The sequence below is a fragment of the Candidatus Saccharibacteria bacterium oral taxon 488 genome (assembly GCA_005697215.1).
Taxonomy (GTDB): Bacteria; Patescibacteriota; Saccharimonadia; order Saccharimonadales; family Saccharimonadaceae; genus Nanosynbacter.
Genome location: CP040003.1, coordinates 61056 through 87246, shown reverse-complemented (window position 1 = coordinate 87246; position 26191 = coordinate 61056). Strand labels below are relative to the sequence as shown.

Here is a 26191-nt window from a genome sequence, read left to right as displayed (position 1 = left end):
AAAAAGCAAAAGTTACAACCCGATCATCGTCAAGTTAATCTTACCGCGCTCATCAATGCCGGTGATTTTTACGCGAACGGTTTGTCCTTCCTTGACCACATCAGTCACCTTAGCCACGCGGTGATCGGCCAGCTTCGAGATATGCACCATCCCGTCAACTCCCGGCAGAATATTCACGAACGCTCCGAAATCTTTGATACTGACCACCTTACCCTCGTAGATTTTGCCAACTTCTGGCTCTTCGACCAGGCTCTTGATCCAGTTTAGCGCTTTCTCGATCGATACACCGTCTGGACTGGCGATGGTAATCAAGCCGTCTTCCTTGATATCAACCTCAGCACCAGTTTCGCTAGTAATCTTGTTAATCACCTCGCCGCCCTTGCCGATGACGGCGCCGATTTTATCTGGATCAATTTTTAGCTTTTCAATCCGCGGCGCGTACGGACTAAGTGCTTCACGCGGCGCTGGCAGCACACTCAGCATATGCTCCAAAATATGCGCCCGGCCCGCCTTGCTCTGTTCAATCGCTTGGCGCAGCACTGCCACTGGCAAACCATGCACCTTCATGTCCATCTGCAGCGCCGTGATGCCCTTGGCTGTACCAGTCACCTTGAAATCCATATCACCAGCGAAATCCTCAGCATCAGCGATATCGCTCAGCACATACGGCGTCTCGCCGTCCATCATGAGACCCATAGCGATACCGCTGACCGGTGCTTTCAGCGGCACGCCAGCATCCATCAGCGCCAGACAGCTCGAACAGGTCGCTGCCATCGACGTCGAACCGTTCTGGCTCATGATTTCGGTGACACTACGGATGGCGTATGGGAAGTCTTCTTCACTCGGCAGCACCGGCGTCAAGGCGCGCTCCGCCAAGTAGCCGTGGCCAATCTCGCGCCGGCCTGGGCTGCCCATCCGCTTAACCTCGCCAACCGTATAGCCTGGCGCATTATAATGGTGCATGTAGCGCCGTTCGCCGTCGTTAACCTCCATGGTATCAACCAGCTGCGCGTAACTCAGCGGCGCCAAGGTGACAATATTCATACCCTGCGTCACGCCGCGGGTAAACAAGCTTGAACCGTGTGCTCGTGGCAGCAAACCAACTTCTGAACTTAACGGGCGAATTTCAGTTAGTTTGCGGCCGTCTGGACGCATATTATCCTCGACGATACCGCGGCGAACATCTTTATGCAACGCCAAGGTGAATGCTTCATCGTACTCGTCGCGTACTTCGTCGTATTCCTCAGCACCCAAGCCCAGCTTTTCGGCCATCGCTTCGTGGAATGCCCAGCGAATCTCATTGACCACCTCGTTGCGCTCTGGATACGGCCGGCGGATTTTCTCGCCTAATTTACCGTCAACCCATTCGTCAGCCGTCTGCTGAATTGCTTCATCAGGTAAAACTAATTCATATTCTTGTGCGGCTGGCGCAACTTTGGCAGCTAGCTCACGCTGCAGCTGAATCGCTGGTTGCATCATCTGGTGCGCCCAGGCCATGGCATCGACGATCACCTCTTCTGATACCTCCTTAGCGCCAGCTTCCACCATGGTAATGCCACTCTCAATGCCAGCTACTACCAAATCCAAATCAGATTGCTCACGTTCCTCTGGCGTCAAAAAGGCCTTAAACTCACCATTCACGCGGCCCACCCGCAAGCCCGCCACCGGTCCGTCAAACGGCGTGCCGGTCAGCATCAAGGCGCTCGACGCCGCAATCATCGCCACCACATCCGGACGGAAATCCGGATCCATGCTCAGCACTGTCGCCACGACTTGCACCTCTTGACGGTAGCCCTTTGGAAACAGCGGCCGAATCGGACGGTCAATCAACCGACCGATCAGCACTGCTTCGTCGCTCGGCCGGCCCTCGCGCTTGATAAATCGCGAACCAGAAATTTTACCCGCCGCATAAAACCGCTCTTCATAATCAATCGACAGCGGGAAATAATCCAACTGCACTGGCCGGCTGCCCACCTGCGCGCTACCCAAAACCACCGTATCGCCGTAGCGCACCAGCACGCTGCCCGTCGTCCGAAAGCCAACCCGGTTAACTTCCAGCGTCAGCGGCCGGCCGCACAGCTCGGTGGTAACGCTAAAAATCTCCTTGCCGCTCGGGTTAATAATTACCATAGATCCTCTCTTTCTCGCAAAGACAGTAACAGGTGTATGCATGCTGGTTTACTATCAACACACCACACATCCATCACCGTCTGCGGGTTATATTCGCACTTTCTATTATATCACAGGGCCGCATGCTTTATAGGAAGCCGGCCCGACCAAACGCATCCCGAACCGCAGCGAGCTGCTCACTTACTCGGTCCAAAACCTTTGGCGTTGGTAACAACACTTCCGGTGAGCTACCGCCAGCCGCACCAATGACTTGTTGTATCACATTAAAACTCTCCATTCCCGGCAGCATAGCAGTCCACTCATACGGCTGCTCACTAGTTGGCGCTGTCGGTTGCCTCTGAGATACTGGCACAAAGGATAGCATCAGCTCTTCCGGATCAATTTCATACAGTATATCCCGAAAGGCACGTTCTGTCGGTAACCCTCGCCTCGATACTCCCCAAACCGCCATCAGCTCAGCAATCTTAGCTTCGGGCTTACCTGCCAACAATTCAAACGCGACGGCCACGCGCACCCTACTATCATCACCCAAATCCGAAGAGACTCCCGTGCCTATCACTGCTCGCTCAGAATGACCGGCCTTACGCAGTAGCGCACTCCCCGTCATAAAACCGCGCTTACCCCCGCCTCGAGAGACAGATACCGATGCGGGTGGTGGTAATATCGGCGGCATTTCGCTCGTAAACACAGGCGCACCCTCAATACATCGCCGAAACATGTCACGGGCTTGACCATATATCTCATACGCCCCTTCAAGGTCAAGCTTCAAGGCATTCGTCTCTACCGATAGTATCCGTTGACTTTCATCGCCACGGTTCATAAGCAGCCCACCAGCCGTAGCCGCCACTGCTCCAGCCGCACCAAACAACAGACCGCGCCGACTTATCCTTGATGGCTCTGCATTTATGTTTCTTACCATACCGAACTCCTATTTGCACAAATACTCATGCGCACTTGAGCACTCAGCCTCAATAACATTTTGTTGAGTAACCGTACGCAGTGCCAGCTCATAGAGTATAAACATTGCCTCCTTAAGATCGGTAAGGTGCTCCTCACCAGCTGCTGACTCCAAGGCAGCAAGTTTGTGACTATCAATATTGGTATCCTTAAATAACATCCCAAACAGCCGCTGAACCGATGCGAGGAGTTCTCCTCCTGTTTCTTTAAGCAGCTTTCGCGGCGGTTTATTCAGGACCGTTGGCCCCAACAAGTCATCCTTAAACATTTCATCCGGAAAAAAGTACTGCCAAAAATTATTAACAAATTTACTCGGCAGTTTTTCAGATGTATCAGATTCGTCTTGCGACGAATTTGCTTGCGACGGATCCATGCCGTTTTCCCAAAAATCATCCGCATTCGTAAATCTAGAACCATGATCATTAGCGCGTAATTCTGAGTCTGGCTGCCCCTCGATATGCACTAAGTTATTGCTCAACCATTCACCAGACGGACCAACTTGCTCCCTAACAGCAATCATAATATCGCTAATATTCGCAATCTGTTCAGCCACATCTAGCGGTGGTAGTTTATCAGCCCGCGGTGCGTATTCATTCATACTCTGTAATTTAGCATAAAAACTATAAAAAGTCAATCAGCACCCCATCGAACAGATCGGCTCACCCCGATAAAACAACGGCCCATGCTGCTAGGCTGACCCCGCCCATGCTACAATTAACAAGTGAAGCAGATAACCCACGCCAAAAACCGCCGCCGATGGCTCAGTATGAGTCTGGCTATTATCATGCTCGCTGGTGGCGGCTACACGCTCATCACGGCGTTTAGTCCATTCTTTCGCGCTCAGCTCATTGATCCAACGCGTAACGAAACCACCCAGCTTCTCGCCGCTACGCCAGAAACCAAGATCACCGAGGACCGCCTCTACATCCCCAAAATTGACATTAGCGTACCGTACGCTACTGGCGGCGCCGAAACTATGGAGCGAGGTGCATGGTGGCGTCGGCCAGAGAATGGCAATCCAGTCGACGGCGGCAACTTCGTCTTGTCGGCCCATCGATTTATCATGGGCCTGACGCCGCAGCAAACCATCCAAAAATCACCATTCTACAATATTGATAAACTACGCATTGGCGATGAAATAATCATTGACTACCGTGGCAGGCGCTATACCTACGTCATATCCCGGCTATTTGATGTCAAGCCGGATGCCGTTCACATCGAAAACCGAACCAACAAGCCACAGCTCACCCTCTATTCATGCACGCTTGGCGGCGCAGCCGACGGCCGGACGGTTTTTGTAGCTACGCCACGTTAAATCAAAATATCCACCTCGTGATATATCAAGGTGGATATACGTACAACTACCGAGGCGCGACTATTTACGCAGACCCAGGGCAGCCACAACCGCTTTATAACTCTCAAAATCAGTTCGCTCCAGGTATTTGAGCAGGCGCTTACGCTTGCCAACCATCTGGATTAAGCCACGGCGTGCCATGAAGTCGTGCTTATTCGCCTTCAGGTGCTTGGTGACCTCTTTGATACGAGCCGTCAAGATCGACACCTGCGCCTGCGGGCTGCCAACGTCGTCCTTGTTGACCTGAGTCAAAGCAATTGCTTTCGCTTTATCGTCTTTGCTAATCATAGCCTCGTCATTATACCAATGCTACGCTAAAAACGCAAATCAGCTGCACTACTAAAAGGTCTGCACGTAGTTATAGGCTGGTCTACCCGTAGTCGGCACAGCTGCACCCGGAATGTTGCAGGTCGCCTTGACCGCATTAACCTGAGCCGACTCCTGCGGCTTGGCGGAATTAAGGGCCGCAAATACCGCAATACCTGTTATCTTACCAGAGGTATCTTTGCATGGATACCAGACAAAAATATCGTCTGGACTAGACGCGTTCTTGCTGCTGACACCCTCACGATACCCCGGCTGGATATACTGTGGTACAAGCGAGTCAACACCATTAGCGTTATTGAACGTCCCCTGTCCTGACGGCAGTGTTCGCTTCTGTGTATCATATATCTGCAGCGCATCCCCAGCGATCTTGACGATGGAACGAATCTTGGTATCGGTAGCGTCCTGGCGCACGCCCGAATACGCCACAATACCGATGGTCGCCAAAATCGCGATCACGACCATCACAATTAATAGTTCAACGATTGTAAAACCTGTCTGCCTACCCATGATTTGATAATAGCACTTCAAGACAAAATCCCAAAATCCGCTAATGGTTTTGCCTGAGCGACGTCATATTCAGCGATAGCCTGGCGGCGCAGCTGGCGGCAGTAGGCCCCTGTTTCCAGCTTCTGACCAATATCAACCGCTAAGCTCCGAATATACGTACCACTCGAAACATGCGCTCGAATTACCAAGCGAGGATACTCATAGGCGACAAGCTCCAAGGTGTAAATCGACACGGTGCGCTCCGGCATATCGACCGGCTGACCCTGACGTGCCAGCTGATAGGCCCGACGGCCATTGATCTTGATGGCGCTAAATATCGGTGGGCGCTGTTTAATTTCACCCACAAACGTACCGAGTACCGCTTCAACCTCACTGCGAGGCGGCTGCCGCTCCGACACGCGAGTCAGTTCACCCTCAGGATCACCGGTCGTCGATACCTCGCCAAGCATGATTTCTGCTTCATACCACTTATCAAGCTTCGTAAAGGTATCAGCCTCACGGCACTTCTTGCCGGTGACAATGATCATCAGACCGGTGGCAAATGGATCGAGCGTACCAGTATGGCCAACTTTCACTTTCTTGCCCACTGCCTGGCTGAGCACTCGCCGCAACCGCGCCACTACCCCGAAACTCGTCATACCAGCCGGCTTATCAATGAGCAGCACCTCGTCCATGGGCTATTTTTGCCCCGGGATCTGGAATTGGGACGGGTTAAAGGTGCGCGGCGGCGCCGGGGCGGACGGTGCTGAAGGTGATGTGTTCAACGCTGGCAGTCCACCATCGGCAGCACCAACCGGAGCTGGTGGCAGCGGTGGCAAGCCTGATCCTGAAAAGTCAGAGAAATCAGGCAGCGGCGGCAAGCCATGCATCACATTAGACTCAATGTCAGCGAGCGTAGCCGGAGCGGACGACACTGTCGGTAGCGGCGAAGAGGAGACTACCGGAGCAGGCGAAGCCGCGGGTTCAAGCGGCGGTGCAGCAGCCAGCGCCTCGGTAATTGCCGCGCGGGCGTCGCGCTCAGAATCTGGCGGCGATGGCGGAGCGGTAGATTGAGTCTGCTTGTCAGCCAGCGCCTGCGTTTCCTCCTTCAGCGCGGCAATGACCGCTTCGTCTTTGTTGGTGGTCGCAAACGGGTCAACGCTCGGCGGTTCATCAGACTTCCCCATGGCGGCATTCAACGGCGATTCGCCGAGGGCCGGCCGCGACGCACCGACATAGGTGCCGTGATGCAAGATAGTCTTGTTTTGATCAGTGTCAAGATCGCGGCGCTTATCCTCAGCCGCCCGCTCCGTCGTTGCGTTCAACGTTCCACCTAGTAGTGGCGTGGCCGTTTCTGGCTCAGCCGACACCGACGCACTGATTGGTTGCGATGTCGATGTCGCACTGCTCCGCCCGCTCGTCACTGACGCCGCTCGAAGGCGATCAAGCTGCGCCGTGGCCACACGAGCCGCTGCATCCTGCTCTTCGGCCCGAGTCTGTTTGGCCACATCATCAAGGCTACCCCGCCGCTCGTGGCTAATCGACAACGCGCCATCATCTCTTTTTGACTCAGCTGGCTTCGAGCGTTTTCCCCGTTCAACCTTAAAATTAGAGCCATCCTGGCCGTCATTATCCTGCGTCTCATCATCAGCTGCATCGGCCGCCTGCTTTGATTGCTCTGGCTCTGAGTGCTCCTCGGCTTTAATCGCCTGCCCCTCAGCCAACTTGGTAGCAATCAATTGCTGGTTCGCGCCAACCGCCATCAGCTCTGCCGCCAACGTCATCACCCGCGACGAGGTTAGGTTATTACTGAACCGCTCCGTCGCCGCCACAACACCGGTCAGCAGTGCTGTTGCGATCTGCTCATCCATGGTCACTTTCGGTGTTCGTAACTCATCAATCAGGTCAACCAGCATCTCGCTGACGCCTGACGCCTTATCGTCATGCCAATCAACCGTTCCGAGACTACTCCTCACCATACCGGCGGTCACCGTCGATACCACTGCATCATGTAAAATCTTGCCGTGGGCCGTCAGCGCCTTGTCGAGATGATCCTGGCTCTCAACATTCAATGCGAGCACCAGTTCAATGTTATAATCGCCCTGCGAAAACTCTAGATCAGCCTCGGTAATTGTCGCCCGGTATGGCGTGATAAAAATCTTCACTGCATCATCAACCACCTTGTAGCGCAGATGATCAGCCTTTTCCTTATCAAGCGCGATGATAAAATCACGCAGGCTGTCCGCCGTGGCTTCAAACGTCTCGTCAGGCTCGAGGAACGAAATCGCCGGCGGGACTTTGCCACTAAAAACAGCCGTGGCGTGCTTGCCCAGTTTATTTAGGAAAATTGTCAGCCCCAGTGCCGCCGACAGCTCGTCCACCGATGGATCAGCGCTTACCGTCACCAAGATATTAGTCACATCTTTGATGCTCTGAATGATCTGCTGCTTTTGTGACTGGCTCGCCATTGTTGTGTCCCTGTTTATTTTTGTTTATACCGTTGAATCACATTATACATAAGCATTTCAGGAAAGTCAATAGATTATCGTCAATACGAACCACTCTTTACTTTTATCGGGTTTTTCTGTATAATCCATCCTTGATTAGCGAAACAAATTTATAGAGGTAAAGGAAATCTATGCCAATCATCAAATCCGCCATCAAACGGGCCAAACAAACCCTAAAGCGCCGCGAGCGCAATATCGGCATCAAGCGCGACATCAAGTCAGCCGTCAAAGCTTTCATGGCTGAGCCGAGTGCTGAGGCGCTAGCCGCTGCTCACAGTGAGCTCGACACCGCTGTCAAGAAGAACCTGCTCAAGAAAAATACTGCCGCTCGGCGCAAGAGTGCCCTCTCAGCTATCGCGAAAAAAGCCGGTGTTAAGCTTGAAGCGACCAAAAAGCCAGCCGCCAAAGCCCCAGCAAAGACGACAGCAAAAACCACTGCGAAGTCAACTGCTACCAAAAAACCAGCCGCAAAAAAGCCAGCTACCAAAGAAGCTAAATAGCCATTCAGTTTGCATCAACAATACTCCCGTCGGTTGGCGGGAGTATTTTATTATGTTAATGTCTGGCAATATCAACCAGCGCTGCCTCGACCAACAGCCACGGCGACACACGAGTCGTTTTCATCTGTTCATCAGCCTGCGCCAAGGCAGAGTTAATTACCGCGAGCTGCGCTGGTGTCGTCCGCGCTGCATACGGCGCCACCTTTCGCAGTGCATACGGATGGGCCGCAAAATCACGAGCCACCGCCCCCGTGTTACCACCAGATAGCACCAACGCGTTCAGCTGCACCAATTGTGAAACTAGTAGCCCCAGCGTCTGGTACGCCCCATCATCACCGCTCTCCGCCTCAAGATAGGCAATGATCGCGCGCACTTTTCCCCGGTCGCCATCCAGCATTGCCGCAAACAACTCAAACGCACTTTCAGCCGGAGCCAGCGGCACCAGTGCATTAATTAGCTCATCATTCAGTTCGCCAGCCAACGCCAACTGCTGCAACGCCAAATCAAGCCGTAGCTGATCAAACCCCAGCCGATCGATCAGTGCCGTCGCCTGCGCCGCTGTCAACACTGCCCCATGCACCTTGGCCCGCTCAACACACCACGCACTCAGCTGCGGCTTTTGGTGTTCAGTGAAATGAGCGTATTCCCTTACCTCGGCATGACTTTTCAGCCACTTATACGTTTTTGTGCGCTTATCAAGCTTTGCCTCCAGAAGGACAACCGTGGTCGCCGTCTCACCAAGCAGCTCCGGCAACTCACGCCACAGCGCCACATTCTGACTCGCATCAGTAATGACCACTGCCTGCTCTAGCATGAACAAACTCTGCCCCATCACCACCTCACAGACCTCGGTGGCCGTCAGTTCTTCACCGTCGCGCCGCACCACCTCCATATCACCAACCAGCGCCGCAAGCGCCGCCCGTTTCTTAAATTCGTTGTCGCCGTAGAGGAGATAGATCACGACTTAATTATACCAAATACCCCCTTAAGCCATGCCTTTCGGTATACTGACTTATTCTTCCGCGTTATTCGGCTTTTGCATAATCTCTTTATGTGCAGCTATTAGCTCAGTGATTTGCTGATCGGATAAGCCAATACTCTTCAGTTCTGCCATATAATTTGAGTATAAGAGCCTCTCTTTATGATCCTGACCGCCCATCTCTTCTATCGTTGCAAGGCTGGTCACACTGCCTGCCACAGACAGCATCTGATCGTCAGAGAGCCCGCCACCAGTCTCCATAAATATACCGTCAAGAAGCTTGAGAAATTTAGCATCCTGATCCCCTGTCTTGTTGGCGGCAGCTTGAGCATTCATTTCCTTCTCTACCTGTCCTGACGAAACACCCTCACCACCAAGTGCTTCATTGAGAAACTTAAACCAAGGCGAGCTGGGTGTCTCCTTAAGGTCAAGCAGACGCTCTGTGATCACGACTATTTTCCTCATCGGTTCAATCGTATCACCTGTTATTGTACGAGAAGCCATTTCAACTAACGACACACCTATAGCAGACCTCTCCATAAAGACACGCTCGAGAATTTGATACATTATCACTTGTCGAGCAATTGTCCTCTTCAGCTCTAGATCATCATTGCGATAGCCTTCATAAGCTGATAAATCCAACATGCTAAAATCATTACTTTCTAAGCGTCGTAGACCACTATTAAGAACGCCCCTCCCTCGCTCAAGCAACTCTTCTCCGCTCAATCCTGGCCGATAAATTGTGTCCACTTCATGCTTGTCTAGCATGCTATTGACCCTCAGATTAGCCTCTCTAAGCCCGGGGGACTGCTCTTCTTCCCCTAGTGCTATCAGGTAGTTTACCCACTCTTGATCCAAGTTGCTACTTGGCCGATAAAATTCACCATGTAATGGGGGCTCTCTTCTTGTCATAATATTGTATTCTACACTATAAGCTACTATTTGTCAAATATCGGTGGCTTCTGACACACCGGACAAATATGCGTACCGCGGCCACCAACTTTTAGCTTAATGACCTCTTGGTCGGGGTGGTGGTGGCAGGCCTGACCTTCGCGGCGAAATACACGAGCAAATGTCAGATAATTGCCTTTCCGGCCCTCAGCATCAACATAATTTTTATCCGTCGAGCCGCCCTGGTCAATACTCAATTGCAAGATTTGCCGCAACTCGTTAAATAATGTATTCAGCTGCTGATCGCTGATGTTTTTTACCCGCGTTTGTGGATGGATCCGCGCCGCCCACAACGCCTCGTCAGCATAAATATTACCAACCCCGGCGATCACTGTCTGGTCAAGAAAAGCTGGCTTGATCATCGAATTCTGGCGGCGGCGAATCCGCTGGATGAAATCCTCGGCGCGTGTATTGGGATCAAGCGGCTCCGGCCCAACTTTTTGCATGAACGGCAAGTTCTTCACCTCATCAGTCGGCAGCAATTTTACCCAGCCAAACTTGCGCTGATCATTAAAAAACAGCCGCGACCCGTCCACAAAATCAATCTGCACCCGCGTCGACCGATCCGGCAGCTCGCCGATTAAGCTATCGTTCGGATGGCCGCCAGCGAAGTCGTCGATCTCGCGAGCGGTATCCGCAGAAAAATTACGGGCAAGGTTACGTGGGCCCCGAGATTTTTTTGGGGATACCCGAGCGCCATGGCTAGAACCTTGGCGAAAAACTAGCTGCCCCGTCATCTTCAAATGCACCACCAGCGAATAGCGCGTATCCAAATCAATCATCAGCACCTTTGCCCGCCGCCGCACCGCCGTCACGCGCGCGCCATACAAAAATTGTTCGACATCAGCCGGCGCATTCGGAAAACTCTTCGGCGAGTCAAACACTGCCACTCGCGCCACCACTCGGCCCGGCAGTAACTCTGCCAACCCGCGGCGAACCGTCTCGACTTCGGGAAGTTCCGGCATAAGACGCTCCTAAAACTTGAACAGCGTATCCCGCTGGTACAGCCCGATAGAGGTGGCCATTTTGCTACCGTCAGGGATTTGCTTGATAAACATATCGACGATTTCCTCGACATTAGCAACCGCCGAGCCTTTAGAACCACTACAATCCGACGTCCACAGCGCCTTGATCGATGTTCCATTCATCAACAATTCAAATTTATACACCTTGCCCGTCGCACAAATACCGCGCAGGTCATTCTGCTCATCGCTCAGTTGCCGGCCCTCCATCATCTTGCGCTTGTCCAGTGCGTACACCAACTCCTCATAAGCCTTGGCGTTATTATTCAGCTGCTTGGTATTCAGCTGCTTCTCGACATACCCCTCATACGTCGTCATCACCCGCGACGACGGCGCAATAGTTATTTGATACGAACGGAATTTCTCATTGGCGACAATCGGGCCACGCACTGTCAGCCTGACCGCTCGGCTCTCGTCGGTTTGTAGCAAGTCGCTTTTTTTCTGCTCAGTCGTCTCCTGCTGCTGTTTTTGCTCGTCGCCACCAAATATCGACCGGCTGATGCTGATAATTGCTACAATCGTCACGATAGTGATAATGATGACTAGTAAAATCGGCACAAACCGAGAAAAGGAATTAAAAGAATTATACGTACGCCTCATGGGTTGATTATACCATATTCTGTCAGTTTTGCACTCACCGCCCCGGCTACACCTCGTCCCAGTGTAGCCCCACGCCGACGTCCACTTTTAGCGCAATCGGTAGTTCCGGACAAATGCCTTCCATTTCTCTGCGCATGATTTCACCGACTCGCTCGGCATCTGCTGCCCGGCACTCCACTAAAATTGAGTCGTGAACCTGCAGAACCGGCTCAGCCAACCCGGCCAACTTATCCTCCAGCCGAATCATCGCCAGCTTCATCAAATCCGCCTCCGTGCCCTGAATTGGCATATTCATGGCTGCCCGCTCGGCCGCCGAACGCACCATAAAATTACTCGACTTGACGTCGGGCGTTGGTCGGCGCCGACCAAAATAGGTCTCGACAAAACCCTGTTCGCGCGCTTGAACTAAAATTGTATCCAGATAGTGGCGGATTGGCTGGCGCACCGCAAAATAGTGTTCAATAAACCGCTTCGCCTCAGTAAACGTCATGCCAGTGGCCGCCGCCAAGCCATGTGGGCTCATACCGTATAACACGCCAAAGTTAATCACCTTGGCCGCGCGGCGCTGTAATTTCGTCACCTCGGCCATCGGTACGCCATAGGTCTCGGCCGCCGTCTTGGTATGAATATCAACGTCACTGTTAAAATCGTCAATCAACTGCTCATCGCCCGCCAGTACCGCCGCCAACCGCAGTTCAAATTGTGAATAATCCGCACCAACGAAGACCTTGCCCTCGCTCGGCACAAACGCTTGGCGAATTTTCCGACCCAATTCCGTGCGCACCGGAATATTCTGTAGGTTGGGATTGGTGCTGCTCAGCCGCCCAGTGCTGGTGACGTCTTGGTTAAACGTGGTGTGAATCCGCCCGTCCTCGGCCACCAATTTCGGCAGCGCTTCAATGTAGGTGCTGATCAATTTAGTCAGCTCCCGATACCGCTCAATCAGCTCAATGATTGGGTGTTGCCCACGCAGTTTATCCAGCTCTTTCTGTCCCGTCGAATAGCCAGTTTTACCCTTTTTGATACCGGTCGTCGGCAGCTGCAACTTGGTAAATAACACCTCAGACAGCTGTGCTGGACTAGCAGCGTTGAACTCGCGCTCAGCCATCGCATACATTTGTTGTTCAAGCTGACTCACCTCCGTCCTCAGCTCCTGGCCCATCTGTTCAAGCAGCGCCGTGTCCAGCTTCATGCCGCGCTTTTCCATCTGAAACAGCGGCCAAATCACTGGAAAATCAAAGTCGCGAAGTACCCTGGCAATCTGCTGATGCGCCGCCATATAATCCTGCTGCTGGCGATAAATTTGACGGAGCCGTGCCAGCTGCCGCGCTGGGGAGTTGTCCTCAGAAAAATCACCCGCCAGCGCCATCAAACTACGGTCACGCCTCAGCGGATCGATCAAAAACGCCGCCTGCCCAACATCCCAGACCTCATGAAACCGCACCGTCACGTTATGGGCGTCTAGCGTGTGATACAGTACCTTGACATCCGCCGCGATCACCACACCCTGCGCCAACAATTGCCAAACCGACCAGCCAATTTCACTAACCTTTGCGCGCCACGCCACGTCAGATTTGGAATGGATATACACCATATCTGGCTCTAAGGGATCAATATAGATACTATTTTCCGCCTCAAACAGCGGCTCAGCCGGTAAATCTTCGACGCGCGGCAGCTCCAATTCCGCCGTCTTTACTGCCTCGTCCACCGCTTGCATTGTCCGCGGCAACCGCCCAATCAGCGAATGAAACTCCAATTTCCGCAAAATCTCCGCCACCCGCGCAAAGTCGCAGTCGTTAACATCAGCCACCTCCCAGTCTAGCTCCACCGGTGCATCTGTCCAGATTTCTGCCACCTGCTTGGTCAAATACGCCGACTCGCGGCCGTTCTCTAGCTTCGTCCGTAGAGCGCCTGTTTGCTCATCCACATGCGCATACACGCCGTCCAATGTGTCATATGCTTGCAATAATTTGACCGCCGTCTTTTCACCAACGCCCGGCACACCCGGCAAATTGTCGCTGGAATCGCCTTTTAGCGCCTTCAAATCTAAAAACTGGTCCGTCCGAATACCATATTTTTGTTCAAAATATTCTGCCGTAAATTCCTCGATGTTCCTCAGGCCATTTTTCATGGCGTAGACTTTGGTCAGCGGCGACACCAATTGCAGCGCATCCAAATCCGACGTCAGCAGACAGGTTTGCACGCCGCGCGCTTCCGCTTGCCTGGCAAACGCGCCCATGATATCGTCCGCCTCATAATCATCCAGCTCATACAGCGGCCAGCCAAAGGCATCCAGCAACTCCATCAAAATCGGAATTTGCTGATAAAAATCGTCAGGCGCTGGCTTGCGACCCGCCTTGTACTCTGGGTATAATTCCCGCCGCTTGCGGATATTGGTGCCGCGCTTATCCCACGCCACCGCCACATAATCCGGCTCCAATTTCTTGATCAGCTCAATCGCCAAACTGACAAACCCATACACCCCGCCAGTCGGCGTACCGTCCGCCGTACTGAGCCCTGGCATGGCATAATACCCTCGGTAAAACACTGATTTTCCGTCGATGACCGCCAAACGCTTCATATATTTAGTATAGCACTTGTACCAAGCGATGAATAACAACCATACCGCCCACCCACCTCGTCCGCCCCGATAGCATATCTGCTACCGACCAGTATCGCAAAGAGTCCAAGCAGGCTACATTATAATGCTATAATGAGGATATCGTGCGAGCCGCTAAAAGACAGTGGGGCCAATAAATCACGGTGGTAAGTATGTTTGAAGGCAAGACATTTGAATACGATCCGGGTTATGATCCGGAACGACTTGACGGTGGTGGCGAGAACACCGAATCTACACCAGAGCGCAACCGCGAAGTGACACCGCTCATCGTTAACGTTGATTGCCCAGAGTATAGCGTTACGCCCGAAAATCCATATCGTTACGATGCCAATCCACCCCGCCCACTTGACACTATAGCCGCTACAATCGAAGCACCAATTCGCCAACATTTTATGGGTCGGAATATACTGCTGCGTGGCATCCAATCGACACACTTTGACACAAGCGATCGCCAGCAACTCATCAAGGAAATAGTCGCAAGAGGAGGCGATATCTTCACAGTACGATCTACTGATCCAACCTATGACATGCATGCTCGGCGATGTGACAACTATAACGGCGAGGAAATTCTCACCCTGCTACAGGCGTTTCATACCTACAAACCCAAGTGCGATGAGCTACCGCTCGCTCCTGTTGATATCTGGCAGGTATTTGCCGCTGAGAGTTACGAAGAAATCGAGTATCTCCACCCTCGGCACAAGGTGTCTACACGCGACCGCTATAAACTGCGACCCGGTCTCAGCCCTCAGGATGCCCTGCTGGCAATCGTCGTGGTAAATTAACCGGGGGTCTAGCCGAGGCCGGCTGTTTCAGGTTGAAGTCAAAAGACACCCAGAACAAACTGCTCGCAGAAATCAACACAACCAACCGGCAGCTACACCCGTTTGCCAGCCGACTAAGAAGTTGTTACAATAATCCCCATGAGTATAAGCGAGCATAGCTGCAAAATCATCGCCCTGGTCGGTCTAGCTGGTAGCGGCAAAAGTTCGGCGGTCGAATATTTCACCAAAAAGGGCATTCCAAAAATTTACTTTGGTGGCATCATCTACAAAGCCATGGAAGAAGCTGGCATCGAACCAACCTGGGATAATCAGCAAAAATTCCGCGAGGAAATTCGCCGTCGCGAAGGCAAAGATTTCGTCGTCAAACGCGTCGTCAAATCAGCACATGACTTGATTGACGCTGGCCAAAAGCTCATCGTCCTGGACGGTTTGTATACCTGGAGTGAATATAAAATTCTCAAACACGAATTCCCTGGCCAAATGTCTGTCATCGCCGTCGTCACACCAAAACATCTGCGCTATCAACGTATGGCCAAACGCCCCGAACGGCCGATGCGGCCGCGCGAAGTTGACCAGCGCGATTGGTCGGAAATTGAAAATCTAGAAAAAGGCGGACCAATTGCTATCGCCGACTATTTCGTGATGAACGACCACGGACTGGACGAACTATATACACAGCTGGAGGCCGTCACTCACCACGAACATTTTTGTAAAGCACCTGAGCAGTGCTAAACACAACGCATCAAAAAAGCCGGGCACACATCCGCCTGGCTTTTTTGATTATTGCTTGCTCATTTAGCTCAAATACTCATATAACTTCTTGGCGTCTTTGTGCTTCCTCAGCTTCGCCAAAGCCTTGGCTTCAATCTGGCGAATTCGTTCGCGCGTCACGGCAAATTGTTGGCCGACTTCCTCAAGCGTATGGCTTTTGCCGCCATTGTCCAGCCCGAACCGCATGCGCACAATTTTTTGCTCGCGATCAGACAGGCTCGACAGCACCTCGGCGACCTTTTCTTTCAGCAGCTGATTGGTCGCTGATTCTTCTGGTGAAATCGTATCTTCATCCTCGATGAAATCACCCAGCACCGAATCTTCCTCGTCGCCATCACGCCCGATGCCAGCATCCAAACTCGACGTTTCCTGCCGAATTTTGTTGATGTACTCAATTTTTTCCGGCTCCATGTCCATTTCCTTGGACAGCTCTTCCATCGTCGGCTCGCGGTTCAGCTCTTGGGTGAGCCGTCGCTGCGTCCGCACCAGCTTATTAATTGTCTCAATCATATGCACGGGGATGCGAATCGTCCGCGCCTGATCAGCGATCGCCCGGGTAATCGCCTGGCGAATCCACCACGTCGCGTAGGTCGAAAACTTAAAGCCCTTGTCCGGATCGAATTTCTCCACCGCGCGCAGCAAGCCAGTATTTCCCTCCTGAATCAGGTCCAGAAAATCCAACCCACGGCCCGAATACCGCTTAGCAATCGACACCACCAAACGCATGTTCGCCTCGGCCATCTTGTCCTTGGCTTTCTTGTCGCCCTCGATGATCCGCCGCGCCAGCTCCATTTCCTCGTCCGAACTTAACAGCGGGATTTTACCAATCTCACGCAGATACAACCGCACCGAATCGTCCGAAATGTCATCCAGATACTGACCAGCGCTCAACGCCTCTAGGTCTTCTATCTCCTCGTCATCATGTACCGCCGTCAGATCTGGCTCGAGTGGATCGTCATTGGTCGGGGTATATTGCTGGTCGTTGTTCACGCATTCTCCTTAATCAGTGCGTTCAGCTGCTGTCGCAAGATGCGCGCCCGCGCCTCATCGCTGAGCTCCTCAGCCTCACGCAAATCTTCTAATAATTGTTGTTTTTTTGTGTCGCGGTGTTTACGTATCAGTTGCTTTACCAAACGCGCCATTTCACTGTCCAGAGCTTCTGGTTCCCAGTCCATGTAGCGGCGTTCACTTTTTAACTGTACTATTTTCACATACTGCTCAAATTTTTGCAAGGGGCGTGGCAATTTTTCTATGTCAAGTAGCGGCTCAGCCTGCAGCGCCGTCACCACTGCTCGAGCTGGCTCGTCCAAGCTTGCCGCCTCAAGCGCCCCGACCCAGCGCCGCGTCGATGGTTGACTAAGCGCCAGACCGACGATGATGTTCGCTAATTCGTCACGAGGTTTACTCGGAGTCGCCTTTTCAATCTTTGGTTTTTTAAGCTGAGCGGGCGGCGTTGATCTCTCAGCGCCCAGCTTCGCCCGCAAGGCCGCGAGACTGGCGCCAGTTTCTTTAGAAATTACCGCCAAGTAATGCTCTTGCTCCACCGGATCTTTCAAGCCGCGCACAATTCTCAATGCAGTTGTCGAAAATCGCCGCTTGCCCTCGGCCGTCGCCAAATCTTCCATTTCGGCGTGCCGAGCGATCACCCAATCCACCGCCGGCTGCGCCCGCTCAACCACTGCCTGCCACAACGCCGCATCCTTTTGGATCAATTCATCCGGATCTTTCACGCCGTCCGGCAGACTCACCACCTCTAGTTCCACGCCAATTTCCTGCGCCAAATTGATCGCCCGCTCCGTTGCGCTCACGCCCGCCCGATCGCCATCAAACGCCACACGAATCCGCCCTGCCAGCCGGCTCAGCGCCTTCAGATGTTGCAGTGTCATCGCTGTCCCCGCCGTCGCCACCACGTTTTTAATGCCAGCTTGGTGGCTGCTAACCACGTCCAAATTCCCCTCGACAATCACCGCCGCGTCGCTTTTACGAATCGCCTCTTTCGCCTGATACAGCCCAAAAATATGGCGCGATTTATCAAATAGCAATGTCTGTGGCGTATTCAGATACTTTGGCGCCCTGGGGTCATCACGAATAATTCGCCCTGTAAAGCCGACCACCTCGCCGCTGCCGTCGCTCAAGGCTACCATCATCCGCCCCCGAAACAAGTCGCCGCCAAACCGATTCACCAGCCCCGCGTCAGCCAGCTCCCGGCGCGAAAACCCCCGCTTCTCCAGCGCTTTCGTCAGCGCATCGCCCTGATCTGGCGCATAGCCAATGACAAAATCACCGATCGTCTGCCGATTCAGCCGCCGTTTTTTCACCGCGTATTCTAGCGCTGCCGGATTTTTTACCAAATTTTGCTGATAAAAATTCGCGGCCAATTTCAGCGCCTCCCGCGCTCTAGCTCGCCGCTTGGCCGTGCGCCCATCACCACCAGAAAACAAGCTCAAATCTACGCCCGCCTTGCGCGCCAAATGCTCCAGCGCCTGGCGAAAATCCATCCCCTCCACCAGCATCACGAACGTAAAAATATCGCCGCCCTTGCCCGAAGAAAAATCATGCCAAATCTGCTTTTCCGGACTCACCATAAAACTTGGCGTCCGCTCATCAGTAAACGGGCTGAACCCCTTCAGATTACGACCCGCCCGCTTCAGCTGAACATATTCACCGATCACATCCTCAATATTCAGCCGCGCCCGCACTTCTTCCTTGGCATCATTCATGATTTTTATTATATCACTCTTTACCTCTGTTGTTGTTTATGCTTTAATGGGTATATGCAGCCACACAATGACTATGACGTGCCAACCGGTATCGATTATCTCAATCAAATTTCTGCACCGCCAGCGCCGCAAGGCTTTGATAAAAAGTCAAAGATTATCTTGCTCGTTCTCGGTATCATCGGACTGCTCGGTCTGGTCTTTATCATCAACGCCGCCCAAAACGCCTCCCGCGGCCCCTCATTAAATAATCTCATTGCTCGTCTACAAAAACTCCAAACCGTCTCCGAGAAATTTACTTCCCGCCTCAAATCCAGCCAGCTCCAAGATGCTAATAGCTCGCTCACTGCCGTTCTCACCACTGCTAATAAGTCTATCGAGACACCGGCCGCTGCCCAGAATATCGACGTCAAAAAAGACCTCAAAAACATCACCGCGCTCGACCCACCAACAAAGCTCGAGGAAAAATTTGAGGAGGCCTATCTCAACGCTGACCTCGACAACACTTATGCTTACACCATGAATACCGAACTGGCCGACACGTTGTTGATGATGAATCGTATCAAAGAGGGCTCGCGCAGCAAAAGCACAATTGACTTTCTCGAAAAAACTATTTCCGACCTCACCAACGTACGCAAGCAGCTCATGGCGATCACCGGTGATTCGGAAAAGTCATAAGTTTTATTCACTCTGTCACCAGCCGATAGCTTAGCCGCACCAAGTCAAAAATTTCCTCATCACTCAGTTGCCCCGAGCAAATGATAGTGTTCCAGTGTTTCTTATTCAGATGATACCCCGGCAGGACCGTCTCGTACTTCTCGCGGAGATTCTCAGCCAGCAACGGGTCGCACTTCAGACTGACCCGCAAGGGCTTCGAGCCCTCGGTCACTAGTGCCACCATCTTCCCTGCGCCGTTATTGCTCTTGCCAAATTTATACACCGCAACATCCTCGCCAAACGGATAATCCAGCCACACACCGGGCAAACTTAGGATAAACTCTTCAAATTGTTTATGGGTCATGGTTTTACCTTTTCCAAATAATACTGAAGCTCCATGATACTACCGCGGATGTCCTCCAGCGCCCGATGGTCCTCTGGTTTGGCAAATTTCTTGCCATATTTGCCCTCAAATACCACTTTCCAAGCGCTGACATCCAGCATCCGATAATATAGTTTTTTTGACAACATAGGCCACCACTGATCAATAAACCGCCGGTCTTGGTGGATTGAATTACCGCCCAGTAAAATCCGTGGCTCATCCGCAAAATGTTCATCGCAAAATGCCAGCAATTCACGCTCCACTTCGGCTAGCGGCTTACCAGAGGCGTTTTGTTCCTCCAAACCACGCCGCGCTGCTGGATGTTCATTCCAAAAGCTGGCGTTTCGGTCCAGTAATTTCCTCAGCTTCTCTGAGTCGTGTTGTACAATTCCTTCATACGTCGCAATCTCTTTAAAGTCCCAATCCGTGACGATCGCCGCCACCTCCAAAATCTCATCATGCACCGGATCCAGCCCGGTCATCTCCAAATCCATCCATAAAATCTTTTTCGGCTTAAAACTGGCTTTCATGTTTCTATTTTACCACTTCCTTGCGGCGTGCTACACTAAAACCATGACCAAACGTATCCTTCTCAAACTCTCCGGCGAGCAGCTCCAGGGCGAGTTCACCAGCGGCTTCGATCCCAGGCGCGCCCGCTGGATTGCCGAACAAATCAAACCAGCGCTAGAAACTGGCGCTGAAATCGTCATTATGGTTGGCGGCGGCAATTACGTCCGCGGCAACCAAATCATTGGTCACGGCATTCAGCCCGTCTCAGCCCACAATATCGGCATGCTCTCAACCCTGATGAATGCCATTGCCTTGGCTGATGTCTTCAATGACACCGACCTACCGACCCGCGCTCTCTCTACTGTCGAGATTAATCAATTTATCGACCACTACACCTTTCGCCGGGCGCTCAGCCACATTCAAAAAGGCCGGGTGGTCATCGTTGCCTGCGGTACTGGCCGACCCTTCCTGACTACCGACACCGCTGCCTTGAATCTAGCTTTGGAAATGCAATGTGATGTTGTGATTAAAACAACGAAAGTTGATGGCGTCTACGACAAAGACCCAGCTAAATTCCCTGATGCCGCCAAATTTGATAAGCTCAGCTATCACGACGCTCTAACCAACCCCGATATCACCGTCATGGACAAAGCTGCCATCGGCCTAGCTATGGACGAGCACATCCCAGTTGTCATCTGCGACCTGCTCACCGACGGCAACATCGCCCGGGCCGCTCGCGGCGAGACAGTCGGTACACTGATTTCCTAGCCTGCTGAGTACGGTACGCATCTTGTTCCAGCATGAATCGTTTTACAAAAAAATCCGCCGTATTTATCCGGCGGATCTGTTTTTAAGGCCCAATTAGTCTTTTTTCTTGTCTAATTTATCCAGCTTCAAAAAGTGAATAATCGCATACACCACAAACGCCACCGCTAACAAAGTGATCAGCGAGCTAACAAACGCACCGTACAGGAATTCACCCTTGTGACCAGCAATCTCAACAGAGAATGATGCTGCCTGCAGGCCTTCCTGCGAGCCGACAATCAGCTGCACCAGCGGGTCGATGAACGCCGTCACCAACTTTTTCACGGTATCGCCAGCCGCTGTACCGATCGCCAGACCTACAGCCAGGCCAACCACACCTTGCTCACGGATAAAGGTCATAAAACCGCCGCCATGGCCCTTGACCGCCGCTGCCTTTTCTTTCAGCGCTGCCACGCTTGGTTTTTTCACAATCGATTTCTTAGTAGTCGTCTGTTTGGTAGTCGCCTTCTTGGCTACTTTCTTCTCTGCCATAAAAACTCCTTTACGTTAAGTAACATCTTGATTGTAGCATAAAACTTTACAAATTATTTAAAAGTTTTCTGGCTGCAGCAAGCTTACCGTTGCGCAGGCTATTTGGTGGATTCTCCCCGTATAGTTTAATAGCCCGCCAGGCAAGCTCCTTGTTTCCTGTCTGTTTGGCAATTTTTCGTATGATATCTGGCAAAAATAGCTTATTTTTCGATTTGTCGTCTGGGACCAAGCTCTCGTCCACCATAGTCGCTAACTCAATTGCTTCGTCATATTTTCCCGCCGATATTAGCCGACGACACAACTCATCGACTTCCTTCAGACCATTTCGCGAATCAACATCAAGATATATCCCTGATAATTCCGACAGTTCTTCGCTCGCTGCTTCAATGCTGCCCAACCCCGCTCGTCGGACGGCATTGTACTGCTGAATCAACAACATACGCCCCGGTACTGAGGGTAATGTTAAGAACTGTAATATCCGATTTCGGGGCTTATGTTCATGAGACTGTGCCGCATCAATAGCATCAAACGACAGCCATGGCCTTGAGCTCATAAACTTTTGCCTATCAATCGACGGTGGTAGTCGTTTCAAGAGTTCCTCTGAAAAAAATGAATTCACCGCCCGCAACTCACCCATCGCTAGCTGGTCAAGCGGGTTGGGCGCACCGCTGCCAAGCACGCCGGTCATATCACAACATAGCTCCTCCGTCGCCACATCGAGCAAAAAGGCTCGCTCACTGCCCCGATCAAATAGTGTCACCATGGCGTGCTGATTCGCATAACTGACAAAATGCTCAATTCCAAGCTGCTCCAGACACTCTGACGCAATAATGACATGGCCAAAACAATTTGTCGCCTCACAACCAGCAACTTCAACTGCATCCAGTAGCGGTGAATCAGCCGAAGTCGGAGCAAAATCCACCGTTTGTCGCACCACCTGTGCTATATTAACTGCCGCCTTCGTTGCAGCATCATACGTCTGCGGAGACTGTTCATACACCGCACGAATCAACTTCAGCTGCTGCGAGTCTAATAAAAGTTCACGTCGTAGTCCTGGCTCAGCCTTAACTAATCGCCGTTTAGGCGTCATCAAATTAGCAGAAAGATGCTCGTCCATCTCTGCTGTATCATACAATATTTACTAATATTTTACAATTTATCAGGGGCAACGATACCAAGAATGGTGAGTCCCGCCTTCAAAATATCAGCATACACCGCCACCAGACCGACGCGGTGCGCTTCTTTATCGCTGCCAACAACTTGATTTTTCTCATAGTAACGATTGAACTCCTGCGCCAACTCAAACAGGTAGGCGCAGACATGATGCGGCTCCAGACTTTCAGTAGCGCGATTAACCGCCCCCGCATATTCACTCATTTTCCTGACTAACAACCGGTCTTCGTCAAATAATTCCGTCGGGAACGTGGCTGCTTGCTCAGATTTTGCCAAAATACCCCGCGCTCGAGCGTGCGCGTATTGCAAATAGCTACCGGTATTACCGGTGAGACTCACCGCATCATTGATATCAAATACTACGTCGCTACCGATTTTTACCTTCAGGAATTGATAGCGCAGCGCGCCCGCCACTACTTCGTCGGTCGGCTCGCCGCCAGCTTGTGTGATGGCTTTCTTGAACTCGTTAAACAGCCAGTCAATGGTAATCACCTCGCCGGTACGCGAACTCATCTTGCCAGTCGTTAGTTTAACGAGGCCAGTCGCATAATTAAACAATTTACCTTTCAATTCTGGAATTGCTAATTCACTAGCCGCGATCACCCCGCGGAAATACGCCGCCTGCTCTTCGCCGTTGACGGTAATCGACAAGTCCAAGTTCGGATAATCCTGATGCTTCAGCTGAATTAACCCCATGTCGTGCGCGCCGTACAAACCGTTGCCGTGCGAACCAATGAATACGTTATCAAACGCACCGTACTGGCTGCCCTTGAAAATATACGCACCGTCGGACTTCGTAAAGACCTCTGGGGTTTTTGCTTTGATCAAGGCTTTGCCTGGCACTTCAGTCTCGCTCTCGACATAGCGCCGTTCAATTGGCACATTGCCCAGCCGCGCCACATTGGCATCAATTTCATCAAAGCTCCAGGCCTTACAAATCTCGTACACCTGCTTATACAGCGGATCGTCCAGCACGAAAGATTGCTTGGCCAGCTCATCAATTTCCGCTCGTGCCTTTGGCGATTCTTTGGCTGCCCGTGCGCCTTCAACGTACATACGGCTCATAAATTCGTTGCGCTTATCAGCCAGAATAGCCTCTAGTTTGCTGACATCACCATCAATTTCGCGAAGAATTGCCCACATACTCTTGCCGACGTGCGTGCCGACATCGCCGTGGTAACTCACCCGGTGTACCGCCGCGCCATCAACCGCCAGCAAATTCGCCATAGTATCCGCCAAAATCGCATTCAAAGCGTGGCCAATGTGCATGGCCTTAAACGGATTTGGACAATTGGTCTCAATGACCACTGTTTTTCCTGCACGATTAGTCGCTGGCCGCACTTTCAGCAATTCCAACACCGCTTGGTCGCTTAACGTCACGTTGATAAAGCCCGGCCCAGCCACGCTAACCTCGCTAAACTCCTGGCGGCCGCGCAGCTCTTCGGCAATCGCCTCAGCAATCTCGCGCGGGTTTTTACCCAAGGGTTTTGCTAACTGCAGCGCCACGTTCGTCGCAAAGTCGCCGAACTTCGGGTCGGGGCGCGTCAATTGCACCGATACATCTTGATCAAAAAGTTGCTTCACCGCCTGAGAAATAATCTGTTCCATACCTTCCAGTATAGCAGACGGCAAGCAGTTTTACTCCTGACCCATTTCCTCCAGCTGCAACAGCGTCACCGAGCTCGGACTCGAACCCTTGACGTGACGCAAAACATACCCAAGCGCCGAGGCATCATCATGACTCAGCGTCGTCTTATCAAGCGGATCATGTGTTTCAATTGTTTCTTCAGCCATTTTTATTCCTTTTTGTTTTAGGTACTATCTGGTCGTATGTTAGCATAAGTTTTTTACTTTGTCAAGGCAGCTCGAATCAGCCCGTCAAAGAGCGGATGCGGTCGGAATGGGCGCGACTTAAATTCAGGGTGAGCTTGCGTAGCCACGAAATACCGATGATGCGGCGCTTCGACAAACTCCACCAGCTGGCCATCCGGCGACGTACCGGAAATTACCAAACCACCCTTCTCAATTGCTTGAACAAAATCTTGATTCACCTCGTAGCGATGGCGATGGCGCTCAGCTACCTCTGTCTTGCCGTACATCTTAGCAACGAACGAACCAGATTTCAGCACCGCCGGATAATCACCGAGGCGCATCGTCCCACCAGTTGACTGCTTGCCCTGCTGGCCGTCCATGATGTACACCACATTTGCGCCAGGCTCAGCGCCGAACTCTTCGCTGTTAGCATTCGCTACGCCGCCCAAACGCGCCGCCGCAATCACCGCCGCCTGCAAACCCAGGCAAATTCCTAGATATGGCTTGTTGTTTTTTATACAATACTCTGCCGCTTTAATCTTCCCTTCAACGCCACGCGATCCGAAACCGCCCGGCACCACAATAGCGTCAACGCTGGCAAAATCAGCCTCACCAGCTGTCTCGGCATTAATCCACTTGATAGAAATTTCGCTTTTGTTCGCCCAAGCGGCGGACTTCAGCGCCTCGGTCACTGACAAGTAGGTATCAGAATTATCAATGTATTTAGCCACCAAGCCGACGGTCACCCGCTTGGCATATTCAGTAGTATCGCGCTGAGCTAGACGTTTCCATCGCTGTAAATTTGGCTCCACTGAATTGTCGGTAAATTCGCCCAATAACTTGCCCAAATCACGGTACACCGTCAATGGCACTTCATATACCGTATCGACATTTGGCATCATAATAATTCCCTCCTGGCGCACGCCAGACGAAATAGCAATTTTTTCGCCGATACTGCGCGGCGGCTTGTCATGGCCCTCCGTCCGGACTGCCACCACATCCGGCATAATGCCAAAACCGCGAAGATCCGCCAGCGCATTCTGAGCCGGCTTGGTCTTATACTCGTGCGACGCCTCCAAAAACGGCACATACACCACGTGCACGAACAGGCAATTTTCCCGCCCCACATCCAGCGCAAAACCGCGAATCGCCTCGATAAAACTTAGGCCTTCGTAGTCGCCGACCGTACCGCCAATTTCCACGATGTGGACGTCGCCTTCGGCCGCCTCGCAGATAGCCGCCTTGATAGAGTTAGTCAAATGCGGCACCATCTGTACCGTCTGGCCGCCAAACTTACCAGCCCGCTCATCGGCGATCAAATCGCGCAGCAATCGGCCTGACAGCGTGGTGTTTTTCCGCGTCAGTTCCAAATCCAAAAACCGCTCATAGTGTCCCAAATCCAAATCGGTCTCGGCACCGTCTTTGGTCACAAAACACTCGCCGTGTTCTTTTGGATTCAATAATCCAGCGTCAACATTCAGGTACGGATCACACTTTTGTACGGACACTGACAATCCTTTGGCTTGCAACACCGCACCGATACTTGCCGCCGTGATGCCCTTGCCAACGCCTGACAGCACACCGCCGGTTACGAAAATAAATTTTTGTTTTTTCCTCACAGTTTTATTCGCCTCCATGAGGCCCTATTGTAACACTTT

At 52.1% G+C, this 26191-nt stretch carries 26 protein-coding genes; 6 read left to right on the top strand and 20 right to left on the bottom strand.

The features are described from left to right. Positions 1–12 precede the first annotated feature (12 nt). The 3 genes from pnp to FBF24_00410 all read right to left on the bottom strand — a co-directional run bounded on the left by pnp (position 13) and on the right by FBF24_00410 (position 3685). Entirely contained in the window at positions 13–2130 is a 2118-nt protein-coding gene (pnp, locus tag FBF24_00420; protein QCT40370.1) for a polyribonucleotide nucleotidyltransferase, read from the bottom strand. A gap of 127 nt (positions 2131–2257) precedes the next feature. Further along, on the bottom strand, positions 2258–3049 hold the full coding sequence (locus FBF24_00415; GenBank protein QCT40369.1) for a hypothetical protein: 792 nt from the start codon (positions 3047–3049) through the stop codon (positions 2258–2260). Between the two features lie 9 nt (positions 3050–3058). Beyond that, positions 3059–3685: a hypothetical protein gene (locus FBF24_00410; GenBank protein ID QCT40368.1), complete on the bottom strand. Its 627-nt coding sequence runs from the start codon at positions 3683–3685 to the stop codon at positions 3059–3061. Positions 3686–3808: 123 nt separating this feature from the next. On the opposite strand from FBF24_00410, the gene FBF24_00405 reads away from it, so the two are divergent. Then, complete coding sequence (locus FBF24_00405; GenBank protein ID QCT40367.1) at positions 3809–4402, top strand: sortase; 594 nt, start codon at positions 3809–3811, stop codon at positions 4400–4402. 60 nt (positions 4403–4462) lie between these two features. Here FBF24_00405 and rpsO read toward each other — a convergent pair whose 3' ends face one another. The 4 genes from rpsO to FBF24_00385 are packed head-to-tail and all read right to left on the bottom strand — an operon-like array spanning position 4463 to position 7722. Beyond that, positions 4463–4729 carry a 30S ribosomal protein S15 gene (rpsO, locus tag FBF24_00400; GenBank protein QCT40366.1) on the bottom strand — a complete coding sequence of 89 codons (267 nt, stop codon included), beginning with the start codon at positions 4727–4729 and terminating at the stop codon, positions 4463–4465. Between the two features lie 51 nt (positions 4730–4780). Continuing rightward, the gene (locus FBF24_00395; GenBank protein ID QCT40365.1) at positions 4781–5275 is read right to left on the bottom strand and encodes a prepilin-type N-terminal cleavage/methylation domain-containing protein; all 495 of its coding nucleotides are present in this window, start codon (positions 5273–5275) and stop codon (positions 4781–4783) included. Between the two features lie 17 nt (positions 5276–5292). Beyond that, positions 5293–5949: a tRNA pseudouridine(55) synthase TruB gene (truB, locus tag FBF24_00390; GenBank protein QCT40364.1), complete on the bottom strand. Its 657-nt coding sequence runs from the start codon at positions 5947–5949 to the stop codon at positions 5293–5295. A 3-nt stretch (positions 5950–5952) separates the two neighbouring features. Continuing rightward, on the bottom strand, positions 5953–7722 hold the full coding sequence (locus FBF24_00385) for a hypothetical protein (GenBank protein ID QCT40363.1): 1770 nt from the start codon (positions 7720–7722) through the stop codon (positions 5953–5955). 170 nt (positions 7723–7892) lie between these two features. On the opposite strand from FBF24_00385, the gene rpsT reads away from it, so the two are divergent. Continuing rightward, positions 7893–8261 (top strand): 30S ribosomal protein S20, encoded by a 369-nt coding sequence (rpsT, locus tag FBF24_00380; GenBank protein QCT40362.1) that lies wholly within the window; start codon positions 7893–7895, stop codon positions 8259–8261. 55 nt (positions 8262–8316) lie between these two features. On the opposite strand, the gene holA is transcribed toward rpsT, so the two are convergent. The 5 genes from holA to polA are packed head-to-tail and all read right to left on the bottom strand — an operon-like array spanning position 8317 to position 14394. Then, a complete protein-coding gene (gene holA / locus FBF24_00375) occupies positions 8317–9222 on the bottom strand; it encodes a DNA polymerase III subunit delta (protein ID QCT40361.1) in 906 nt (301 codons plus the stop codon). 51 nt (positions 9223–9273) lie between these two features. Then, on the bottom strand, positions 9274–10152 hold the full coding sequence (locus FBF24_00370) for a hypothetical protein (GenBank protein ID QCT40360.1): 879 nt from the start codon (positions 10150–10152) through the stop codon (positions 9274–9276). A gap of 26 nt (positions 10153–10178) precedes the next feature. Next, positions 10179–11156 carry a bifunctional DNA-formamidopyrimidine glycosylase/DNA-(apurinic or apyrimidinic site) lyase gene (mutM, locus tag FBF24_00365; protein QCT40359.1) on the bottom strand — a complete coding sequence of 326 codons (978 nt, stop codon included), beginning with the start codon at positions 11154–11156 and terminating at the stop codon, positions 10179–10181. A 9-nt stretch (positions 11157–11165) separates the two neighbouring features. Beyond that, on the bottom strand, positions 11166–11813 hold the full coding sequence (locus tag FBF24_00360) for a hypothetical protein (protein ID QCT40358.1): 648 nt from the start codon (positions 11811–11813) through the stop codon (positions 11166–11168). Positions 11814–11859: 46 nt separating this feature from the next. After that, on the bottom strand, positions 11860–14394 hold the full coding sequence (gene polA / locus FBF24_00355; protein QCT40357.1) for a DNA polymerase I: 2535 nt from the start codon (positions 14392–14394) through the stop codon (positions 11860–11862). A 191-nt stretch (positions 14395–14585) separates the two neighbouring features. Here polA and FBF24_00350 point away from each other — a divergent pair, with 191 nt between their 5' ends. Next, positions 14586–15215 (top strand): hypothetical protein, encoded by a 630-nt coding sequence (locus FBF24_00350; GenBank protein QCT40356.1) that lies wholly within the window; start codon positions 14586–14588, stop codon positions 15213–15215. 138 nt (positions 15216–15353) lie between these two features. Beyond that, positions 15354–15947, top strand: a complete 594-nt coding sequence (locus FBF24_00345) for a dephospho-CoA kinase (GenBank protein ID QCT40355.1) — start codon at positions 15354–15356, stop codon at positions 15945–15947. A 63-nt stretch (positions 15948–16010) separates the two neighbouring features. Here FBF24_00345 and rpoD read toward each other — a convergent pair whose 3' ends face one another. Together rpoD and dnaG are read right to left on the bottom strand one after the other, a co-directional pair. Then, on the bottom strand, positions 16011–16976 hold the full coding sequence (gene rpoD / locus FBF24_00340; protein QCT40354.1) for an RNA polymerase sigma factor RpoD: 966 nt from the start codon (positions 16974–16976) through the stop codon (positions 16011–16013). Continuing rightward, positions 16973–18706, bottom strand: a complete 1734-nt coding sequence (dnaG, locus tag FBF24_00335) for a DNA primase (GenBank protein QCT40353.1) — start codon at positions 18704–18706, stop codon at positions 16973–16975. The genes rpoD and dnaG overlap by 4 nt, the downstream gene beginning before the upstream one ends. Positions 18707–18760: 54 nt before the next feature. Here dnaG and FBF24_00330 point away from each other — a divergent pair, with 54 nt between their 5' ends. Then, on the top strand, positions 18761–19381 hold the full coding sequence (locus FBF24_00330) for a hypothetical protein (GenBank protein QCT40352.1): 621 nt from the start codon (positions 18761–18763) through the stop codon (positions 19379–19381). A gap of 7 nt (positions 19382–19388) precedes the next feature. Here FBF24_00330 and FBF24_00325 read toward each other — a convergent pair whose 3' ends face one another. Further along, positions 19389–19724: an MmcQ/YjbR family DNA-binding protein gene (locus FBF24_00325; protein ID QCT40351.1), complete on the bottom strand. Its 336-nt coding sequence runs from the start codon at positions 19722–19724 to the stop codon at positions 19389–19391. Further along, positions 19721–20272 (bottom strand): oligoribonuclease, encoded by a 552-nt coding sequence (locus FBF24_00320; GenBank protein ID QCT40350.1) that lies wholly within the window; start codon positions 20270–20272, stop codon positions 19721–19723. Before FBF24_00320 ends, FBF24_00325 begins: the two co-directional genes overlap by 4 nt. A 43-nt stretch (positions 20273–20315) precedes the next feature. Here FBF24_00320 and pyrH point away from each other — a divergent pair, with 43 nt between their 5' ends. Further along, complete coding sequence (gene pyrH, locus FBF24_00315; GenBank protein QCT40349.1) at positions 20316–21020, top strand: UMP kinase; 705 nt, start codon at positions 20316–20318, stop codon at positions 21018–21020. A 93-nt stretch (positions 21021–21113) separates the two neighbouring features. On the opposite strand, the gene FBF24_00310 is transcribed toward pyrH, so the two are convergent. The 4 genes from FBF24_00310 to FBF24_00295 form a co-directional block, all read right to left on the bottom strand. After that, positions 21114–21548: a hypothetical protein gene (locus FBF24_00310; protein QCT40348.1), complete on the bottom strand. Its 435-nt coding sequence runs from the start codon at positions 21546–21548 to the stop codon at positions 21114–21116. 46 nt (positions 21549–21594) lie between these two features. Next, positions 21595–22665, bottom strand: coding sequence for a hypothetical protein (locus tag FBF24_00305; GenBank protein ID QCT40347.1), 1071 nt, complete (start codon positions 22663–22665; stop codon positions 21595–21597). A 32-nt stretch (positions 22666–22697) separates the two neighbouring features. Continuing rightward, a complete protein-coding gene (gene argS / locus FBF24_00300; GenBank protein QCT40346.1) occupies positions 22698–24329 on the bottom strand; it encodes an arginine--tRNA ligase in 1632 nt (543 codons plus the stop codon). A 239-nt stretch (positions 24330–24568) separates the two neighbouring features. Then, on the bottom strand, positions 24569–26170 hold the full coding sequence (locus tag FBF24_00295; protein ID QCT40345.1) for a CTP synthase: 1602 nt from the start codon (positions 26168–26170) through the stop codon (positions 24569–24571). Between the last annotated feature and the right edge of the window lie 21 nt (positions 26171–26191).

Bases quoted from the DNA above. Each gene is read 5' to 3' on its own strand.
- pnp (QCT40370.1), bottom strand. From the start codon at position 2,130: ATGGTAATTATTAACCCGAGCGGCAAGGAGATTTTTAGCGTTACCACC.
- FBF24_00415 (QCT40369.1), bottom strand. From the start codon at position 3,049: ATGGTAAGAAACATAAATGCAGAGCCATCAAGGATAAGTCGGCGCGGT.
- FBF24_00410 (QCT40368.1), bottom strand. From the start codon at position 3,685: ATGAATGAATACGCACCGCGGGCTGATAAACTACCACCGCTAGATGTG.
- rpsO (QCT40366.1), bottom strand. From the start codon at position 4,729: ATGATTAGCAAAGACGATAAAGCGAAAGCAATTGCTTTGACTCAGGTC.
- FBF24_00395 (QCT40365.1), bottom strand. From the start codon at position 5,275: ATGGGTAGGCAGACAGGTTTTACAATCGTTGAACTATTAATTGTGATG.
- truB (QCT40364.1), bottom strand. From the start codon at position 5,949: ATGGACGAGGTGCTGCTCATTGATAAGCCGGCTGGTATGACGAGTTTC.
- FBF24_00385 (QCT40363.1), bottom strand. From the start codon at position 7,722: ATGGCGAGCCAGTCACAAAAGCAGCAGATCATTCAGAGCATCAAAGAT.
- rpsT (QCT40362.1), top strand. From the start codon at position 7,893: ATGCCAATCATCAAATCCGCCATCAAACGGGCCAAACAAACCCTAAAG.
- FBF24_00370 (QCT40360.1), bottom strand. From the start codon at position 10,152: ATGACAAGAAGAGAGCCCCCATTACATGGTGAATTTTATCGGCCAAGT.
- mutM (QCT40359.1), bottom strand. From the start codon at position 11,156: ATGCCGGAACTTCCCGAAGTCGAGACGGTTCGCCGCGGGTTGGCAGAG.
- FBF24_00360 (QCT40358.1), bottom strand. From the start codon at position 11,813: ATGAGGCGTACGTATAATTCTTTTAATTCCTTTTCTCGGTTTGTGCCG.
- polA (QCT40357.1), bottom strand. From the start codon at position 14,394: ATGAAGCGTTTGGCGGTCATCGACGGAAAATCAGTGTTTTACCGAGGG.
- FBF24_00350 (QCT40356.1), top strand. From the start codon at position 14,586: ATGTTTGAAGGCAAGACATTTGAATACGATCCGGGTTATGATCCGGAA.
- FBF24_00345 (QCT40355.1), top strand. From the start codon at position 15,354: ATGAGTATAAGCGAGCATAGCTGCAAAATCATCGCCCTGGTCGGTCTA.
- dnaG (QCT40353.1), bottom strand. From the start codon at position 18,706: ATGAATGATGCCAAGGAAGAAGTGCGGGCGCGGCTGAATATTGAGGAT.
- FBF24_00330 (QCT40352.1), top strand. From the start codon at position 18,761: ATGCAGCCACACAATGACTATGACGTGCCAACCGGTATCGATTATCTC.
- FBF24_00325 (QCT40351.1), bottom strand. From the start codon at position 19,724: ATGACCCATAAACAATTTGAAGAGTTTATCCTAAGTTTGCCCGGTGTG.
- FBF24_00320 (QCT40350.1), bottom strand. From the start codon at position 20,272: ATGAAAGCCAGTTTTAAGCCGAAAAAGATTTTATGGATGGATTTGGAG.
- pyrH (QCT40349.1), top strand. From the start codon at position 20,316: ATGACCAAACGTATCCTTCTCAAACTCTCCGGCGAGCAGCTCCAGGGC.
- FBF24_00310 (QCT40348.1), bottom strand. From the start codon at position 21,548: ATGGCAGAGAAGAAAGTAGCCAAGAAGGCGACTACCAAACAGACGACT.
- FBF24_00305 (QCT40347.1), bottom strand. From the start codon at position 22,665: ATGGACGAGCATCTTTCTGCTAATTTGATGACGCCTAAACGGCGATTA.
- argS (QCT40346.1), bottom strand. From the start codon at position 24,329: ATGGAACAGATTATTTCTCAGGCGGTGAAGCAACTTTTTGATCAAGAT.
- FBF24_00295 (QCT40345.1), bottom strand. From the start codon at position 26,170: ATGGAGGCGAATAAAACTGTGAGGAAAAAACAAAAATTTATTTTCGTA.